The sequence below is a fragment of the Terrabacter sp. 2TAF16 genome, assembly GCF_052115065.1.
Classification (GTDB): domain Bacteria; phylum Actinomycetota; class Actinomycetes; order Actinomycetales; family Dermatophilaceae; genus Terrabacter.
This window is the reverse complement of the sequence record NZ_JBFRFZ010000006.1, coordinates 449,743-466,594: the sequence shown is the minus strand read 5'-3', so window position 1 is coordinate 466,594 and position 16,852 is coordinate 449,743. Positions and strand designations below refer to the sequence as shown.

Annotated in this window: 27 protein-coding genes; all 27 read left to right on the top strand. The window is 68.3% G+C overall.

Going from position 1 to position 16,852, the window contains the following annotated elements; translation table 11 throughout:
• The first annotated feature begins 84 nt into the window (after nucleotides 1-84).
• A complete protein-coding gene (locus AB4Z14_RS11005) occupies nucleotides 85-483 on the top strand; it encodes a thiol-disulfide oxidoreductase DCC family protein (RefSeq protein WP_200961744.1) in 399 nt (132 codons plus the stop codon).
• A gap of 329 nt (nucleotides 484-812) precedes the next feature.
• Nucleotides 813-1,121 (top strand): 30S ribosomal protein S10, encoded by a 309-nt coding sequence (rpsJ, locus tag AB4Z14_RS11000; RefSeq protein ID WP_009775966.1) that lies wholly within the window; start codon nucleotides 813-815, stop codon nucleotides 1,119-1,121.
• 13 nt (nucleotides 1,122-1,134) lie between these two features.
• Complete coding sequence (gene rplC, locus AB4Z14_RS10995) at nucleotides 1,135-1,788, top strand: 50S ribosomal protein L3 (protein ID WP_030194212.1); 654 nt, start codon at nucleotides 1,135-1,137, stop codon at nucleotides 1,786-1,788.
• Nucleotides 1,785-2,420, top strand: coding sequence for a 50S ribosomal protein L4 (gene rplD / locus AB4Z14_RS10990; protein ID WP_056752799.1), 636 nt, complete (start codon nucleotides 1,785-1,787; stop codon nucleotides 2,418-2,420). Before rplC ends, rplD begins: the two co-directional genes overlap by 4 nt.
• The gene (rplW, locus tag AB4Z14_RS10985; RefSeq protein WP_056771080.1) at nucleotides 2,417-2,716 is read left to right on the top strand and encodes a 50S ribosomal protein L23; all 300 of its coding nucleotides are present in this window, start codon (nucleotides 2,417-2,419) and stop codon (nucleotides 2,714-2,716) included. The genes rplD and rplW overlap by 4 nt, the downstream gene beginning before the upstream one ends.
• Before the next feature lie 28 nt (nucleotides 2,717-2,744).
• Nucleotides 2,745-3,581, top strand: a complete 837-nt coding sequence (rplB, locus tag AB4Z14_RS10980) for a 50S ribosomal protein L2 (protein WP_020143241.1) — start codon at nucleotides 2,745-2,747, stop codon at nucleotides 3,579-3,581.
• A gap of 15 nt (nucleotides 3,582-3,596) precedes the next feature.
• Entirely contained in the window at nucleotides 3,597-3,878 is a 282-nt protein-coding gene (gene rpsS / locus AB4Z14_RS10975) for a 30S ribosomal protein S19 (RefSeq protein ID WP_020143240.1), read from the top strand.
• A gap of 26 nt (nucleotides 3,879-3,904) precedes the next feature.
• The gene (rplV, locus tag AB4Z14_RS10970) at nucleotides 3,905-4,273 is read left to right on the top strand and encodes a 50S ribosomal protein L22 (RefSeq protein ID WP_020143239.1); all 369 of its coding nucleotides are present in this window, start codon (nucleotides 3,905-3,907) and stop codon (nucleotides 4,271-4,273) included.
• Entirely contained in the window at nucleotides 4,273-5,097 is an 825-nt protein-coding gene (gene rpsC, locus AB4Z14_RS10965; protein ID WP_020143238.1) for a 30S ribosomal protein S3, read from the top strand. The genes rplV and rpsC overlap by 1 nt, the downstream gene beginning before the upstream one ends.
• A gap of 2 nt (nucleotides 5,098-5,099) precedes the next feature.
• Entirely contained in the window at nucleotides 5,100-5,519 is a 420-nt protein-coding gene (rplP, locus tag AB4Z14_RS10960; protein WP_020143237.1) for a 50S ribosomal protein L16, read from the top strand.
• Nucleotides 5,519-5,905, top strand: coding sequence for a 50S ribosomal protein L29 (rpmC, locus tag AB4Z14_RS10955; RefSeq protein WP_344254811.1), 387 nt, complete (start codon nucleotides 5,519-5,521; stop codon nucleotides 5,903-5,905). The genes rplP and rpmC overlap by 1 nt, the downstream gene beginning before the upstream one ends.
• Nucleotides 5,902-6,192 carry a 30S ribosomal protein S17 gene (gene rpsQ / locus AB4Z14_RS10950; RefSeq protein WP_020143235.1) on the top strand — a complete coding sequence of 97 codons (291 nt, stop codon included), beginning with the start codon at nucleotides 5,902-5,904 and terminating at the stop codon, nucleotides 6,190-6,192. Before rpmC ends, rpsQ begins: the two co-directional genes overlap by 4 nt.
• A gap of 75 nt (nucleotides 6,193-6,267) precedes the next feature.
• Nucleotides 6,268-6,636 carry a 50S ribosomal protein L14 gene (gene rplN / locus AB4Z14_RS10945; protein ID WP_020143234.1) on the top strand — a complete coding sequence of 123 codons (369 nt, stop codon included), beginning with the start codon at nucleotides 6,268-6,270 and terminating at the stop codon, nucleotides 6,634-6,636.
• 2 nt (nucleotides 6,637-6,638) lie between these two features.
• Nucleotides 6,639-7,019 carry a 50S ribosomal protein L24 gene (gene rplX, locus AB4Z14_RS10940; RefSeq protein WP_056771076.1) on the top strand — a complete coding sequence of 127 codons (381 nt, stop codon included), beginning with the start codon at nucleotides 6,639-6,641 and terminating at the stop codon, nucleotides 7,017-7,019.
• A gap of 2 nt (nucleotides 7,020-7,021) precedes the next feature.
• Nucleotides 7,022-7,582, top strand: coding sequence for a 50S ribosomal protein L5 (gene rplE, locus AB4Z14_RS10935; protein ID WP_056752812.1), 561 nt, complete (start codon nucleotides 7,022-7,024; stop codon nucleotides 7,580-7,582).
• A gap of 1 nt (nucleotide 7,583) precedes the next feature.
• Nucleotides 7,584-7,769 carry a type Z 30S ribosomal protein S14 gene (locus tag AB4Z14_RS10930; protein ID WP_020143231.1) on the top strand — a complete coding sequence of 62 codons (186 nt, stop codon included), beginning with the start codon at nucleotides 7,584-7,586 and terminating at the stop codon, nucleotides 7,767-7,769.
• Nucleotides 7,770-7,902: 133 nt separating this feature from the next.
• Complete coding sequence (rpsH, locus tag AB4Z14_RS10925) at nucleotides 7,903-8,301, top strand: 30S ribosomal protein S8 (RefSeq protein ID WP_020143230.1); 399 nt, start codon at nucleotides 7,903-7,905, stop codon at nucleotides 8,299-8,301.
• Nucleotides 8,302-8,313: 12 nt separating this feature from the next.
• Nucleotides 8,314-8,850 (top strand): 50S ribosomal protein L6, encoded by a 537-nt coding sequence (gene rplF, locus AB4Z14_RS10920; protein ID WP_028785452.1) that lies wholly within the window; start codon nucleotides 8,314-8,316, stop codon nucleotides 8,848-8,850.
• A gap of 3 nt (nucleotides 8,851-8,853) precedes the next feature.
• Nucleotides 8,854-9,228, top strand: a complete 375-nt coding sequence (gene rplR, locus AB4Z14_RS10915; protein ID WP_056752819.1) for a 50S ribosomal protein L18 — start codon at nucleotides 8,854-8,856, stop codon at nucleotides 9,226-9,228.
• A 40-nt stretch (nucleotides 9,229-9,268) separates the two neighbouring features.
• Nucleotides 9,269-9,925 (top strand): 30S ribosomal protein S5, encoded by a 657-nt coding sequence (gene rpsE / locus AB4Z14_RS10910; protein WP_020143227.1) that lies wholly within the window; start codon nucleotides 9,269-9,271, stop codon nucleotides 9,923-9,925.
• A complete protein-coding gene (gene rpmD / locus AB4Z14_RS10905; protein ID WP_020143226.1) occupies nucleotides 9,925-10,107 on the top strand; it encodes a 50S ribosomal protein L30 in 183 nt (60 codons plus the stop codon). The genes rpsE and rpmD overlap by 1 nt, the downstream gene beginning before the upstream one ends.
• A 2-nt stretch (nucleotides 10,108-10,109) precedes the next feature.
• Nucleotides 10,110-10,586, top strand: coding sequence for a 50S ribosomal protein L15 (gene rplO, locus AB4Z14_RS10900; RefSeq protein ID WP_020143225.1), 477 nt, complete (start codon nucleotides 10,110-10,112; stop codon nucleotides 10,584-10,586).
• A 178-nt stretch (nucleotides 10,587-10,764) separates the two neighbouring features.
• On the top strand, nucleotides 10,765-12,087 hold the full coding sequence (secY, locus tag AB4Z14_RS10895; protein WP_442275203.1) for a preprotein translocase subunit SecY: 1,323 nt from the start codon (nucleotides 10,765-10,767) through the stop codon (nucleotides 12,085-12,087).
• Nucleotides 12,087-12,656, top strand: a complete 570-nt coding sequence (locus AB4Z14_RS10890; protein ID WP_442275202.1) for an adenylate kinase — start codon at nucleotides 12,087-12,089, stop codon at nucleotides 12,654-12,656. Before secY ends, AB4Z14_RS10890 begins: the two co-directional genes overlap by 1 nt.
• A gap of 61 nt (nucleotides 12,657-12,717) precedes the next feature.
• Nucleotides 12,718-13,572: a type I methionyl aminopeptidase gene (gene map / locus AB4Z14_RS10885; protein WP_442275201.1), complete on the top strand. Its 855-nt coding sequence runs from the start codon at nucleotides 12,718-12,720 to the stop codon at nucleotides 13,570-13,572.
• Nucleotides 13,573-13,635: 63 nt separating this feature from the next.
• Entirely contained in the window at nucleotides 13,636-15,069 is a 1,434-nt protein-coding gene (locus AB4Z14_RS10880; RefSeq protein ID WP_442275200.1) for a serine hydrolase, read from the top strand.
• 296 nt (nucleotides 15,070-15,365) lie between these two features.
• Nucleotides 15,366-16,781: a DHA2 family efflux MFS transporter permease subunit gene (locus AB4Z14_RS10875; protein WP_442275385.1), complete on the top strand. Its 1,416-nt coding sequence runs from the start codon at nucleotides 15,366-15,368 to the stop codon at nucleotides 16,779-16,781.
• Nucleotides 16,782-16,852: the final 71 nt, after the last annotated feature.

Here is a 16,852-nt window from a genome sequence, read left to right as displayed (position 1 = left end):
GTGGCCACCCGGGCGCGACGGCATACGTCCGCGGCCGAGGTGGCTCCGTGCGGACCTGCTGCTGCGGGGTGCGATGATCACGGCGTGGAGACCACGCTCGTCGTGCCGGACCGGCCGACCCTCGTCTACGACGCCGACTGCGGGTTCTGCACGCGCAGTGTGCGGTTCATCGAGCGATGGGTAGACCGGCGCCAGCGCTACGACGTGCGTCCCTGGCAGTCGCTCGACCTCGCCGCCGTGGGACTCACCGCGCAGGACTGTGACGAGGCGGCCCAGTTCATCACCGCCGACGGCCGCGTCCTGTCGGGTCACCGCGCGATCGCGAGCGCCGCGACCCACGGCGCCCCGGCCTGGCGACCGGCCGGCCACCTCCTCATGGCGCCGGGGATCTCGTGGGTGGCCGCCAAGGCCTACCGCTGGGTGGCCGCGCACCGGCACCAGCTGCCGGGTGGCACCGCCGCGTGCGCCCGCCCTGCCGCCTGACGACGCGCCACGTGCACGGCCCTGCAGTGACGGCCCGGCTCGATTTGATAGTGCGGTGCGCGCTCTGGCACACTGTTCAGGTTGCTTGACGCGCGTCGCTGACCCATGTCGGTGCCGCCGCCCCTTGAGAGCCTCCTGACGGGGACTCGCCCGGACTCCTCTCGGAGGCCCGAGGGAAGCGCAAGTTACCCGGTTCGGCCGGGCAATCCACACGAAAGTGGCACTCAGGTGCGCACCTTTCACCGCGAAGCGGGCGCGACACGCCCGACCTCGGGGGTCGGATGGCCAAGGGAACCGGTAGTCAGAAGCGAGAGAGAGACGTTCATCAGATGGCGGGACAGAAGATCCGCATCCGGCTGAAGTCGTACGACCACGAGGTCATCGACAACTCGGCGCGGAAGATCGTTGACACAGTGACGCGCGCCGGCGCGACCGTGGTGGGACCCGTCCCGCTGCCGACGGAGAAGAACGTCTTCGTCGTCATCCGGTCGCCGCACAAGTACAAGGACAGCCGCGAGCACTTCGAGATGCGCACGCACAAGCGCCTCATCGACATCATCGACCCGACGCCCAAGGCCGTCGACTCGCTGATGCGTCTCGACCTGCCGGCGGACGTCAACATCGAGATCAAGCTCTGAGGCGGTTGTAGAGATGACTGTTGCTCAGAAGAACGTCAAGGGCGTGCTCGGCGAGAAGCTCGGCATGACCCAGGTGTGGGACGCAGACAACAAGCTCGTCCCCGTGACCGTGGTCAAGGCCGGCCCCTGCGTCGTGACGCAGGTGCGTGCCGACGAGACCGACGGCTACTCCGCGGTCCAGATCGCCTTCGGTGCGATCGACCCGCGCAAGGTGAACAAGCCCATGAGCGGCCACTTCGAGAAGGCCGGCGTCACGCCGCGCCGTCACCTCGTCGAGCTCCGCACGGCCGACGCCGCCGCCTACGAGCTCGGCCAGGAGATCACGGCCGAGTCCTTCGAGGCCGGCCAGCGCGTCGACGCGACGGGCACGACCAAGGGCAAGGGCTTCGCCGGTGTCATGAAGCGTCACGGCTTCCACGGCGTCAGCTCCTCCCACGGTGCGCACCGCAACCACCGCAAGCCGGGCTCCATCGGCGGCTGCTCGACCCCGGGCCGTGTCTTCAAGGGCATGCGCATGGCTGGTCGCATGGGTGGCGTTCGCCAGACGACCCAGAACCTCCAGATCCACGCCGTTGACGCCGAGAAGGGCCTCCTGCTCATCAAGGGTGCCGTTCCCGGCCCCCGCGGTGGCATCGTCCTGATCCGCACGGCTGCGAAGGGTGCATGATCCACATGGCCACGAAGACCCCCACGCTTCCCGCTGACATCTTCGACGTCCAGACCAACGTCCCGCTGATCCACCAGGTCGTGGTGGCACAGCTCGCGGCCGCTCGTCAGGGCACGCACTCGACGAAGACCCGCGGCGAGGTCCGCGGCGGTGGGCGCAAGCCCTACCGCCAGAAGGGCACCGGTCGCGCCCGTCAGGGCTCGACCCGCGCCCCGCAGTTCGCCGGCGGTGGCGTCGTCCACGGCCCGCAGCCGCGTGACTACTCGCAGCGCACCCCCAAGAAGATGAAGGCCGCCGCCCTGCGCGGTGCCCTCTCCGACCGGGCCCGCTTCGACCGCATCCACGTCGTCGACTCCATCGTCTCGGGCGACCTGCCCTCGGCGAAGGACGCCGCCGCGCTGCTCGCCGGTCTGACCGAGCGCCCCAACCTGCTCGTCGTGCTCGAGCGCGGTGACGAGGTGGCGTTCAAGTCGGTCCGCAACCTGCAGAACGTCCACGTGCTGGTCGCCGACCAGCTCAACACGTACGACGTCCTGTGCGCCGACGACATCGTCTTCACCCAGGCCGCCCTCGACGCGTTCGTCGCCGGTCCCGTGAAGGCTGACAAGGCCGACAAGGAGGCCACCAAGTGAGCATCCACACCAAGGACCCCCGCGACATCCTGATCGCGCCGGTCGTCTCCGAGAAGTCGTACGGTCTGCTCGACGAGGGCAAGTACACCTTCATCGTCGACCCCCGTGCGAACAAGACGGAGATCAAGATCGCCATCGAGCAGATCTTCAACGTCAAGGTCGACAAGGTCCACACCCTGAACCGTCAGGGCAAGACCCGTCGCACCCGTTTCGGCCTCGGCAAGCGCAAGGACACCAAGCGTGCGATCGTCTCCCTCCGCGAGGGAACGATCGACATCTTCGGTGCGGGCGCCTGAGATCGACGAAGAATAAGGACACACGAACATGGGTATCCGTAAGTACAAGCCGACCACGCCGGGCCGTCGTGGCTCGTCGGTCGCCGACTTCGTCGAGATCACGCGTTCCACCCCGGAGAAGTCGCTCGTCCGCCCCCTGTCGAAGACGGGTGGCCGCAACAACGCGGGCCGCATCACCACGCGTCACATCGGTGGCGGCCACAAGCGTGCCTACCGCGTCATCGACTTCCGTCGCCATGACAAGGACGGCGTGCCGGCCAAGGTCGCTCACATCGAGTACGACCCCAACCGCACCGCGCGCATCGCGCTCGTCCAGTACTCCGACGGCGAGAAGCGCTACATCCTGGCTCCGAACAAGCTGAAGCAGGGCGACCCGATCGAGAACGGCCCCGCGGCCGACATCAAGCCGGGCAACTCGCTTCCGCTGCGCAACATCCCGGTGGGTACGGTCGTCCACGCGATCGAGCTCAAGCCCGGTGGTGGCGCGAAGATCGCCCGCTCCGCGGGTGCTCGCGTGCAGCTCGTCGCCAAGGACGGCCCCTACGCCCAGCTGCGTATGCCGTCCGGTGAGATCCGCAACGTCGACGCGCGCTGCCGCGCGACCGTCGGCGAGGTGGGCAACGCCGAGCAGAGCAACATCAACTGGGGCAAGGCCGGCCGCATGCGCTGGAAGGGCAAGCGCCCGACCGTCCGTGGTGTCGCCATGAACCCGGTCGACCACCCGCACGGTGGTGGTGAGGGCAAGACGTCCGGTGGACGTCACCCCGTCAGCCCGTGGGGTCAGGCCGAGGGCCGGACCCGCAAGGGACACAAGGAAAGCGACAAGCTCATCGTTCGTCGCCGCCGTACTGGCAAGAAGCGCTGATAAGGAGCCTTTGGAATGCCTCGTAGCCTGAAGAAGGGCCCCTTCATCGACGACCACCTTCAGAAGAAGGTGGACGCCCAGAACGAAGCGGGCACCAAGAACGTCATCAAGACCTGGTCGCGTCGTTCGGTCATCAGCCCGGACATGCTGAGCCACACCTTCGCCGTCCACGACGGCCGCAAGCACGTCCCGGTGTTCGTCACCGAGTCGATGGTCGGCCACAAGCTCGGCGAGTTCGCACCGACCCGCACGTTCAAGGGTCACGTGAAGGACGACAAGAAGGGTCGTCGTCGCTGATGGCCACCGAATCCAAGGAAGAAGTCATGGAAGCCAAGGCTTCGGCGCGGCACGTCCGTGTCAGCCCGCAGAAGGCTCGCCGTGTCGTGGACCTGATCCGCGGCAAGGCCGCCACCGACGCCGTCACGGTGCTCACCTTCGCCCCGCAGTCGGCCTCCGAGCCGGTCAAGAAGGTGCTCGAGAGCGCCATCGCCAACGCTCGGGTCAAGGCTGACCGCGAGTCGGTCGCCTTCGACGAGCGCAACCTCGTCATCACGGCCGCGTTCGTGGACGAGGGCCCGACGATGAAGCGATTCCGGCCGCGCGCCCAGGGCCGCGCCGGTCGCATCAACAAGCGCACGAGCCACATCACCGTGGTCGTCACGCAGCCGGAGAACACGAAGGGAGCCCGCTGATGGGTCAGAAGGTCAACCCGCACGGCTTCCGTCTGGGCATCACCACCGACCACAAGAGCCGCTGGTTCGCAGACTCGACGAAGTCGGGTCAGCGCTACCGCGACTACGTCAAGGAAGATGTCTCGATCCGTCGCCTGATGGAGAAGGGCATGGAGCGCGCCGGCATCGCATCGGTCGAGATCGAGCGCACCCGTGACCGCGTCCGCGTGGACATCCACACCGCCCGCCCCGGCATCGTCATCGGTCGCCGCGGCGCCGAGGCCGACCGCATCCGCGGCGAGCTCGAGAAGCTCACGGGCAAGCAGGTCCAGCTCAACATCCTCGAGGTCAAGAACCCCGAGATCGTGTCGCAGCTGGTCGCCCAGGGCATCGCCGAGCAGCTCTCGGCCCGTGTCGCGTTCCGTCGCGCCATGCGCAAGGGCATGCAGTCCGCCCAGCGCGCCGGCGCCAAGGGCATCCGCGTGCAGGTCTCCGGCCGCCTCAACGGCGCCGAGATGAGCCGCACCGAGTTCTACCGCGAGGGCCGCGTCCCGCTGCACACCCTGCGTGCGCAGATCGACTACGGCTTCTACGAGGCCCGCACCACGTTCGGCCGCATCGGCGTCAAGGTGTGGATCTACAAGGGCGACATGACGGCCAAGGAGCTCGCTGCCCAGCAGGCCGCTGCTCCGCGCCCGTCGCGTGGTCCGCGTCGTGACGGCGGTGACCGTCCGAACCGCGCCCGTCGTGGTGACCGCAACGAGACCGCCGCTGCTCCGGCAGTGAACGAGACCGCTGCTGCCGAGGCCCCCGCCGCGGCCAGCACCGAGAATGAGCAGGCCTGACCATGTTGATTCCCCGTCGAGTCAAGCACCGCAAGCAGCACCACCCGAACCGCCACGGTGCGGCCAAGGGTGGCACGACGATCGCCTTCGGTGACTACGGCATCCAGGCTCTCGAGCCGGCCTACGTGACCAACCGTCAGATCGAGTCCGCTCGTATCGCGATGACCCGCTACATGAAGCGTGGCGGCAAGGTGTGGATCAACATCTACCCCGACCGTCCGCTCACCAAGAAGCCCGCCGAGACCCGCATGGGTTCCGGTAAGGGTTCGCCGGAGTGGTGGATCGCCAACGTCAAGCCGGGTCGCGTCATGTTCGAGATCTCGGGCGTGGCGGAGCCGGTGGCGCGTGAGGCCATGCGCCTCGCGATGCACAAGCTCCCCATGAAGTGCCGCTTCGTTCAGCGTGAGGGTGGTGACATCTGATGGCAGTCGGAACCAAGGACCTGGCTCCCGAGCAGCTGCGTGGTCTGGACGACACGAAGCTGGCGGACGAGCTGAAGAAGGCCAAGGAAGAACTGTTCAACCTGCGTTTCCAGTCGGCCACCGGCCAGCTGGACAACCACGGCCGTCTGCGCGCCGTCAAGAAGGACATCGCGCGCATCTACACCGAGATGCGTGAGCGCGAGCTCGGCATCGGCTCGGCCCCCGCCGCCCCCAAGGCGCCGGAGAAGGCCGAGAAGGTCGAGAAGAAGGCTGCCAAGGCCGACAAGAAGGCCGACAAGGCCGAGAAGGCTGACAAGGCCGAGAAGGCTGACAAGGCCGAGAAGAAGGCCAAGAAGGCTGACAAGGCGCAGGAGGCTGACGCATGAGCGAGCAGGAGAAGGTCGTGAGCGACCAGGCGAGTGAGCGCAACTACCGCAAGACCCGTCAGGGCTACGTGGTGAGCGACAAGATGGACAAGACCGTCGTCGTCGAGGTCGAGGACCGCGTCAAGCACGCGCTCTACAGCAAGGTCATCCGCCGCACCAGCAAGGTCAAGGCGCACGACGAGCAGAACGAGGCCGGCGTGGGCGACCGCGTGCTCATCATGGAGACGCGTCCGCTCTCCGCGACGAAGCACTGGCGCATTGTCGAGATCCTCGAGAAGGCCAAGTAAGCCACCCCCCATTTCCGTTCGGCAAGGCTCATCCGGGCAACCGGTGAGAACCAGCACGACGACAGGAGTTAGACAGTGATTCAGCAGGAGTCGCGGCTGCGCGTCGCCGACAACACCGGTGCCAAGGAAATCCTTTGCATCCGTGTTCTCGGCGGCTCGGGCCGTCGCTACGCCGGCATCGGCGACACCATCGTCGCCACCGTCAAGGACGCGATCCCTGGCGGCAACGTGAAGAAGGGTGACGTCGTCAAGGCCGTCATCGTCCGCACCGTCAAGGAGCGTCGCCGCGCCGACGGTTCCTACATCAAGTTCGACGAGAACGCTGCGGTGATCCTCAAGGCCGACGGTGACCCTCGTGGTACCCGCATCTTCGGCCCGGTGGGCCGTGAGCTGCGCGAGAAGAAGTTCATGAAGATCATCTCGCTCGCGCCGGAGGTGCTGTGAACATGGCGAAGACCACCATCAGCAAGATGAAGATCAAGAAGGGCGACCTCGTCCAGGTCATCTCCGGCCGCAGCCAGAAGAACGGCGGCGACCGGGGCAAGCAGGGCAAGGTCATCGCGGTCTACCCCGAGACCCAGCGTGTGCTGGTCGAGGGCATCAACCGCGTCACCAAGCACGTCAAGGCCGGCGCGACCGCCCGTGGCACCCGCACCGGTGGCCTGACGCACACCGAGGCCGCGATCCACGTGAGCAACGTGGCGATCGTCGACCCCGAGTCGAAGAAGCCGACCCGCGTCAAGACGCGTGTCGAGACCGTCGAGCGCAATGGCCGTCAGAAGGCGTCCCGCGTCCGTGTCGCGGTCAAGTCGGACAAGGACCTCTGAGAATGACTGACACCAGCACCAAGCCGCGCCTTCAGCAGCGCTACCAGGACGAGATCAAGAGCTCGATGCTCGAGCAGTTCGGCTACGCCAACGTCATGCAGGTTCCCGGCGTCGTCAAGGTCGTCGTCAACATGGGTGTCGGCGACGCGGCCAAGGACAGCAAGCTCATCGAGGGTGCCGTCCGCGACCTCACCGCCATCACCGGTCAGAAGCCGGTCGTGACGAAGGCTCGCAAGTCGATCGCCCAGTTCAAGCTGCGTGAGGGCATGCCCATCGGCGCCCACACGACGCTGCGCGGTGACCGCATGTGGGAGTTCCTCGACCGTCTCGTGACGATCGCCCTCCCACGCATCCGTGACTTCCGTGGCCTCTCGCCGAAGCAGTTCGACGGCAACGGCAACTACACGTTCGGCCTGACCGAGCAGTCGATGTTCCACGAGATCGACCAGGACCGGATCGACCGCGTGCGAGGCATGGACATCACCGTGGTCACCACGGCGACCAACGATGACGAGGGTCGCGCGCTGCTCAAGCAGCTCGGCTTCCCCTTCAAGGAGAACTGACATGGCCAAGACCGCGCTCGTTAACAAGGCGAACCGGAAGCCGAAGTTCAAGGTCCGCGCGTACACCCGTTGCCAGAAGTGCGGTCGCCCGCACTCGGTGTACCGCAAGTTCGGCCTCTGCCGCATCTGCCTTCGCGAGATGGCTCACGCGGGCGAGCTGCCGGGCGTGACCAAGAGCTCCTGGTAATCGGCTTCCCGAGCCCAGAGCAACCCCAAGACCAACACACCTCTGACACCGTAGGTCGGCCACACGACGGCCCAGCCGTCGCCGGGCAGATAGCCCCGGTCGAAACCCCGGTGAGGAAGGGCGGAGAGCCCACATGACCATGACTGACCCGATTGCGGACATGCTGACCCGCGTCCGGAACGCCAACTCGGCGCACCACGACGTCGTCTCCATGCCGTACTCGAAGCTGAAGAAGAACATCGCCGAGATCCTCCAGAGCGAGGGCTACATCGCCTCGTGGAAGATCGAGGAGGCCGAGGTCGGCCAGACGCTGACCATCGACCTCAAGTACGGCCCGAACCGCGAGCGCTCCATCGCCGGCGTGCGTCGCGTGAGCAAGCCCGGTCTGCGCGTCTACGCCAAGTCGACGAACCTGCCCAAGGTTCTCGGTGGCCTCGGCGTCGCGATCCTGTCGACGTCGAACGGTCTGCTGACCGACCGCCAGGCACACGAGAAGGGCGTGGGTGGGGAAGTCCTCGCCTACGTCTGGTAAGGAGACACTGACATGTCGCGAATCGGACGACTTCCGGTCTCCATCCCCTCGGGTGTGGACGTCAAGGTCGAGGGCCAGGACGTCATCGTCAAGGGCCCCAAGGGTGAGCTCTCCCTGACCGTCGTGCAGCCGATCACGGTCGAGCTGGGCGAGGGCAACCTCGAGGTCAAGCGCCCCAACGACGAGCGCGACTCGCGCTCGCGCCACGGCCTGACCCGGTCGCTCATCAACAACATGGTCCTCGGTGTCACCGAGGGCTACGAGAAGAAGATGGAGATCCACGGCACGGGTTACCGTGTCGCCGCGAAGGGCTCGGACCTCGAGTTCTCGCTCGGATACTCGCACCCGATCCTCATCCAGGCTCCCGCCGGCATCAGCTTCGCCGTCGAGAACCCGACCCGCTTCTCGGTGCAGGGCATCGACAAGCAGCTCGTCGGTGAGGTCGCGGCGAACATCCGCAAGCTGCGCAAGCCCGACCCGTACAAGGGCAAGGGCGTTCGCTACGCGGGCGAGCAGATCCGTCGCAAGGTCGGAAAGGCCGGTAAGTAAGCCATGGCAATGATCATCAAGCGCGGTAAGTCCAAGGCTGCCGCCCGCATCCGTCGCCAGGTTCGCGGTCGCAAGAAGATCGCCGGCACCGCGGCGCGCCCCCGCCTCGTCGTGTCGCGCTCGAGCCGTCACCTCTTCGTCCAGGTCGTCGACGACACCGTCGGCAAGACCGTGGCCTCGGCCTCGACGATGGAGGCCGACCTGCGCTCCTTCGACGGTGACAAGACGGCCAAGGCCAAGAAGGTCGGCGAGCTCGTGGCCGCCCGTGCCAAGGACGCCGGTATCGAGGCCGTCGTGTTCGACCGTGGTGGCAACAAGTACCACGGCCGTGTCGCGGCGATCGCCGAGGGCGCCCGCGAAGGCGGTCTGTCCCTGTGAGCAACTTCGTGAACGCAATTGTTGAGATGAGGAACATCTGATGCCCGGACAGCAGCGTCGAGGCACCGGCCCCGCCGGTGGCGGCGAGCGCACCGAGCGCGGAGACCGCCGTGACAACCGCGGCGGCCGCGACAACCGCGACAGCCGTGACGACAAGAACCAGTACGTCGAGCGCGTCGTGACCATCAACCGTGTCGCCAAGGTCGTCAAGGGTGGTCGTCGCTTCAGCTTCACCGCCCTCGTCGTCGTCGGTGACGGTGACGGCACGGTGGGCGTCGGCTACGGCAAGGCCAAGGAAGTTCCCGCGGCCATCGCCAAGGGTGTCGAGGAGGCCAAGAAGAACTTCTTCAAGGTCCCCCGCATCCAGGGCACCATCCCGCACCCCGTCCAGGGTGAGGCCGCCGCTGGTGTCGTCATGCTCCGCCCCGCCGCCCCCGGTACCGGTGTCATCGCCGGTGGCCCGGTGCGTGCGGTGCTCGAGTGCGCCGGCGTCCACGACGTCCTCAGCAAGTCGCTGGGCTCCGACAACGCCATCAACATCGTGCACGCGACGGCCCAGGCCCTGCGCGAGCTCGAGCGCCCCGAGTCGGTCGCTGCCCGTCGTGGCAAGACCCTCGAGGAGGTCGCTCCGGCGGCCATGCTCAAGGCCCGTGCCGCCGGTATGGCCGAGGCCCAGGCTGCGAAGGCTGGTGCGTGATGGCTCGTCTCAAGGTGACCCAGACCCGTTCCGAGATCGGTGGCAAGCAGAACCAGCGTGACACGCTGCGCAGCCTCGGTCTGAAGCGCATTGGCGACGTCGTCGTCAAGGAGGACCGTCCCGAGATCCGCGGGATGGTCAAGACGGTCACGCACCTCGTGTCCGTCGAGGAGGTTGACTGACCATGGCCGACAACGCCAAGAAGTCGGGCGAGTCCGCCCTCAAGGTCCACCACCTGCGTCCGGCCCCCGGAGCCAAGACCGCCAAGACCCGCGTCGGTCGTGGTGAGGGCTCCAAGGGCAAGACCGCTGGTCGTGGTACCAAGGGTACGAAGGCCCGTTACCAGGTCCCGGAGCGTTTCGAGGGCGGCTCGATGCCGATGCACATGCGCCTCCCGAAGCTCCGCGGATTCAAGAACCCGTTCCGCACGGAGTACCAGGTCGTGAACCTGGACCGCCTGCAGCTGCTCTTCCCGGAGGGTGGTCAGGTGTCCGTCGCCGACCTCGTCGCCAAGGGTGCCGTCCGTGACGGCTTCCCGGTGAAGGTCCTCGGCACGGGCGAGATCTCCGTCAAGGTCGAGGTCGAGGCACACAAGTTCTCGGCCTCCGCCAAGGAGAAGATCGAGGCCGCCGGCGGCACGGTCACGGCCCTCGCCGGCTGAGACCAGGCTTCAGTGAACACCACACATCTCGTGTGAGCAGCGCCCCGGGCGCCCGACCCGCGAGCCGACGTGACGTCGGCCACCGCGGTGGGAGCCCGGGGCGCTGCGCCTTTGCGTTAACCTTCCACGGATTGCATGAATTACGCCGCGCCACCCCGCGGCCCCCCAGGAGGACCCAGTGCTCGCCGCCTTCGCACGCGCGTTCCGTACCCCGGACCTGCGCAAGAAGCTGCTCTTCACGCTCGGCATCATCGTGCTGTTCCGGCTCGGATCACACGTGCCGACGCCGGGCATCAGCTACAGCCTCGTGCAGGACTGCCTGCAGGCCAGCAAGGGTCAGAGCGGCGACCAGAGCGGCTTCCTGAACCTGGCCAACCTCTTCAGCGGCGGTGCGCTGCTGCAGCTGTCCGTGTTCGCGCTCGGGATCATGCCGTACATCACGGCCAGCATCATCATCCAGCTGCTCACGGTCGTCATCCCGCGCTTCGAGGCGCTCAAGGAGGAGGGCCAGTCAGGGCAGAGCAAGCTGACGCAGTACACCCGCTACCTGACGATCGGTCTCGCGATCCTCCAGTCGGCGACCCTCGTCACCTTCGCGCGCAACCCGTCCAGCCTCTTCGGCGGCTCCTGCGACTCGATCATGACCGACCAGTCGATGGTCACGATCCTCATCATGGTCCTGACGATGACGGCCGGCACCGGCCTCATCATGTGGTTCGGCGAGCTCATCACCGACAAGGGCGTCGGCAACGGCATGTCCCTCATGATCTTCACCTCGATCGCCGCCGGCTTCCCCGCCTCGCTCTGGGCCATCAAGGAGAACAAGGGCTGGGGCACCTTCCTCGGCATCCTCATCCTCGGTGTCTTCGTCATCGCCGCGGTCGTCTTCGTCGAGCAGTCCCAGCGCCGCATCCCGGTGCAGTACGCCAAGCGGATGGTCGGACGCCGGATGTACGGCGGCACGTCCACGTACATCCCGCTCAAGGTCAACATGGCCGGCGTCATCCCGGTCATCTTCGCCAGCTCCCTGCTCGCCCTGCCGGGCCTCGTCGCGCAGTTCAACACCCGCGCCGACGGCAACAACCCGGGCTGGGTCTCGTGGGTGCAGGAGAACCTCGTCAAGGGTGACCACCCCTTCTACATGGCGACCTACGTCGCGCTCATCCTCTTCTTCACGTTCTTCTACGTGTCCATCACGTTCAACCCGACCGAGGTCGCGGACAACATGAAGAAGTACGGCGGCTTCATCCCGGGTATCCGGGCCGGGCGACCCACGGCCGAGTACCTCAACTACGTCCTGACCCGAATCACCGTGCCGGGTGCCATCTACCTCGCGATCGTCTCGCTCATCCCGCTCGTGGCCCTCGTGCTCGTGGGCGCCAACCAGAACTTCCCGTTCGGTGGCACCTCGATCCTCATCGTCGTCGGTGTGGGCCTGGAGACGGTGAAGCAGATCGAGGCGCAGCTGCAGCAGCGTCACTACGAAGGGTTCCTCCGTTAATGCGACTGATCATCCTCGGCCCGCCCGGCGCCGGTAAGGGCACGCAGGCCGCCCGGATCGCCGAGCGCCTCGGCGTCCCGGCCATCTCGACCGGCGACATCTTCCGCGCCAACATCAAGGACCAGACCCCGCTCGGCGTCAAGGTCCACGAGATCATCACGTCCGGCGGCTACGTCTCCGACGACATCACCAACGAGATCGTCGAGGACCGGCTCACCTGGGACGACGCCGCCCACGGCTTCCTCCTCGACGGCTACCCACGCACTGCGGGGCAGGTCGACGCGCTCGACGAGATGCTGTCGCGGCGCGGGCACGCGCTCGACGCGGTCCTCGAGCTCGAGGTCGACGAGGACGCCATCGTCGAGCGACTGCTCAAGCGCGCCGAGACCGAGGGTCGCGCCGACGACACCGAGGACGTCATCCGCGAGCGCCAGGCGATCTACCGCAAGGAGACCGCACCCCTCGCGGAGCACTACGAGGTCGCCGGCCTGCTCGTCAAGGTCGACGGCATGGGTGCCGTCGACGACGTCACCGACCGTGTCATCGCGGCTCTGCCGCAGCACGCCTGAGCACACCGCCGCGACGTCGCCGTCAGGCGTCGTCAGGTGTCGTCACCGAGAAGGACCACCGATGTTCGGACGCCGGAACCGGCTCCAGGGCCGCACCGACGAGCAGCTCCGCCTCATGCGTGAGGCGGGGCTGCTCGTCGGGCGCACGCTGGAGCTGCTCGCGAGCGAGCTGCGTCCGGGCCTGACGACGCTCGAGCTGGACCGCCTCGCGGAGGACTTCATCCGCAGCAACGGCGGCATCCCCAACTTCCAGCTCGTCCCCGGCTACAGCCACACGCTGTGCACGAGCGTCAACGACGAGGTCGTCCACGGCATCCCGGGTCCGCGCGTCCTCGAGGCCGGCGACATCGCCTCGGTCGACTGCGGCGCCGAGGTCAAGGGCTGGAACGGCGACGCGGCCTTCACCGCCGTCGTCGGCGGCCGCGAGGCGGGTCGTCCCGAGGACCTCGCCCTCATCGACGCCACCGAGGCCAGCCTCTACGCCGGGATCGCCGCGATGCTGGTCGGCGGTCGTCTCTACGCCGTCGGTGACGCCGTCGAGGCGAGCATCGAGGCTGCCGCCGCGCGCGACGGTCGCACCTACGGCGTCATCGACGAGTACGTCGGCCACGGCATCGGCACCCAGATGCACATGGACCCCCAGATCCCGAACTACGCGGTGCGCGAGACGGGGCCCAAGCTCGTCGACGGCTTCACCGGTGCCATCGAGCCGATGGTCACCCTCGGCGGCATCGACACCAAGGTGCTCGCCGACGACTGGACCGTGGTGACGCTCGACGGCACGCGGGCCGCGCACTGGGAGCACTCGGTCGCGGTCCGCGAGGACGGCCTGTGGATCCTCACGGCCGTCGACGGTGGCCAGGCTGCCCTCGCTGCTGCCGGGGCGGCATACGCCCCCCTCGACGTCACCGCCTGACCGCGCGCGACTCGGGGCCGTCACCGACCCACCGACGGGCTCCGGACGCGTAGCCTCACGCTCGTGAGCCTTCCCCGCAGCACCCCGTCGGCGCAGGGCGTCGACGCCGCCGGCATCCACGCGTTCGTCGACGCCGCCGAGCGTGACAACCTCGGGCTGCACAGCCTCATGGTCGTGCGTCACGGACACGTCGTCGCGGAGGGCTGGTGGAGGCCGTACGCCGCCAACCGCGTCCACCTCGCGTACTCCCTCTCGAAGACGGTGACGGCCACGGCCGTCGGCTTCCTCCTGCAGGAGGGGCGCCTGTCGCTCGACGACCGGGTCCTCGACCACTTCCCCGAGCTCGACCGCGCCCTGGTGGCCGACGGCTGGGAGGACGTGCGGATCACGCACTGCCTCTCGATGACCGTCGGGCACGAGGAGGACGCGTGGGCACACGTCTTCGACCGGCTGAGCGGCAGCGAGGGCGGCGACGGGGACGACTGGGTCCCGCGCGTCTTCGCGACCCGGCCGACCCGGCAGCCGGGGACGGTCTTCGCCTACAACCAGGTGGCGACCTACCTGCTCGCCGTCATCGTGCGGCGTGTCGTCGGGGTCGGCGTGGCCGAGATGCTGCGACCGCGGCTGCTCGCGCCCCTCGGGCTGCCCGACGTCCCCTGGCACCGCGACCCGCTCGGGCGCGAGCTCGGGTTCACCGGGTCGCACCTGACCACCGAGGCCATCGCTTCCATCGCCCAGCTCTACCTCGACCGTGGCCGGTGGGAGGGGCGCCAGCTGCTGGCCGAGGCGTGGGTCGCCGAGGCCACCCGCGGGTTCGGACCGGTCAGCGAGGACCCCGACGCCGACGACGACTGGCGCCGCGGCTACGGCTACTCGTTCTGGATGCAGCGCCACGGCTATCGCGGCGACGGTGCCTACGGCCAGTTCCTCGTCGTGCTGCCCGAGCACGACACGGTCGTGGCGATCACCGCTGAGCAGTCGCGCATGCAGTCCACCCTCGACGGGCTGTGGGCCCACGTCGTGCCGGCCATCAGCGGGAGCGGTTCCGCCGACTCCGACCGTGCCCTCACCGAGCGCCTCGCCGGTCTCGAGATCCCCGCGATGTCCGGGGACGCGCTCGGTCCGGAGTACGCCGAGTTCACCCGCTCGGAGGGCTCCGACCTGTCGGCCGACTACACCGCCGTCTCCGTGACCCGCGACGGCCCCGACGTCGTGCTCGGGCTCAGCCGGCGCGGTGAGTGGCTGCGCGTCCCTGTGGGGCGAGGGCTGTGGCGTGAGGGGGAGCTCGTGGCCGCGGGCGCGAGCCTGCCCGTCGTCTCGAGCGGCGGCTGGGTCGACGAGGACACCTTCCGAGCGGAGGTCATCGCCGTCGAGACGCCCCACCGCTTCCGCATCGAGGCGCGTCTGCGCGGCGCCGACGCCGACCTGACGTGGCGGATGGTGCCGCTCACCGGCCACGACCCGCTGTGGCTGGCGACGCGCTGGTCGTACGCCTGAGGGGCCCGTGCCGTCATGGGCCGGTCGGGCGTCCGTCCCGGGGGCGCTCGAAGGACCCTCGCACGGACCCTCGGACGGACCCTCGACGGGAGCCTGACGGCTGTCGGTGCCCGGGTGCACAATCGAAGGTGCTGCGTCAGGCAGCGGAAGAGGGGGCCACCGTGGCCGGCGAGGACAGCACCACCGACGTGACCGGACGCGACGCGACGGGAGAGGTCGTGGCGCCCGGGGCCGCCCCCGTGACGCCGCTGGGCGGGGTGCCCGACGGGCACAACCCGTGGCCGGCCCTCTGGGCGATGGTCATCGGCTTCTTCATGATCCTCGTCGACTCGACCATCGTGTCGGTGGCGACACCCGCGATCCTCAAGGGACTCGACACCGACGTCAACAGCGTCATCTGGGTCACGAGCGCCTACCTGCTCGCCTACGCCACGCCGCTGCTCATCACGGGCCGGCTCGGCGACCGCTACGGACCGAAGAACCTCTACCTCGTCGGGCTGACGGTCTTCACGCTCGCTTCCCTGTGGTGCGGGCTCACCGGCACGATCACCGGGCTCATCCTCGCCCGCGTCGTGCAGGGACTCGGCGCCTCGATGCTGACGCCGCAGACGATGGCCGTCATCACCCGCACGTTCCCCGCGGCCTCCCGCGGCCAGGCCATGGCGCTGTGGGGTGCCACGGCCGGCGTGGCGATCCTCGTGGGCCCCGTCGTCGGCGGCCTGCTCGTCGACGGTCCCGGGTGGGAGTGGATCTTCTTCATCAACGTGCCCGTCGGGGTCGTCGCCTTCGCGCTCGCCGCCCGGCTCGTGCCGCGGCTCGAGACGCACAGCCACAGCTTCGACTGGATCGGCGTCGCGCTCTCGGCGGTCGGGATGTTCCTCGTCGTGTTCGGCGTCCAGGAGGGCGAGACCTACGACTGGGGGACCATCTCCGGGTTCGTCTCCGTGCCGCTCCTCATCGGCGTCGGTCTGCTCGTGCTCGGCGTCTTCATCTGGTGGCAGGCGCACAACACCCGCGAGCCGCTGTTGCCTCTGCGCCTCTTCGACGACCGCAACTTCTCGCTCGCCAACGTCGCGATCACGACCATCGGCTTCTCCATCACGGCGATGGCCTTCCCCCTCATGCTCTACGCCCAGGCGGTGCGCGGGATGTCGCCGACCGCCTCGGCGCTCCTGCTCGCGCCGATGGCCGTCATCTCGGGTGGCTTGGCCCCCGTGTCCGGCCGGCTCGCCGACCGGGTCCACCCGCGCGGCATCACCGCGGCCGGGATCGGCCTCACGGCCCTGTCGCTGCTCTGGCTCGCCCTCGTCATGCACCCCGAGACCGAGACGTGGGTGCTGCTCCTGCCCATGGCCCTCATGGGAGTCGGCAACGCCTTCATGTGGGGCCCGCTCGGCGCGACCGCCACCCGCAACCTGCCGCTGTCGTCGGCCGGTGCCGGGTCGGGCGTCTACAACACGACCCGCCAGGTCGGTGCCGTCCTCGGCAGCGCAGCCATCGCGGCCCTCATCGAGGCCCGGCTCGCCGCCGACCTGCCGGGCATCTCCGGCCAGCTCGGCGGACTGCAGGGGTCCGGAGCGACGATGCCGGCGCAGGTCGCGAGCGGCTTCGCCGATGCGATGGCCGAGTCGATGATGCTGCCCGCCGCGGTCCTGCTCATCGGCGTCGTCGCCGTGCTCTTCTTCGAGCGACCGGCGATCCACCGGGTCTGAGGAAGGCACGGGGCGCCGTCGACCCGGGCCGACACGGCGCGGCGGTCGCCGGCGTACCCGCCCAGCGGCGA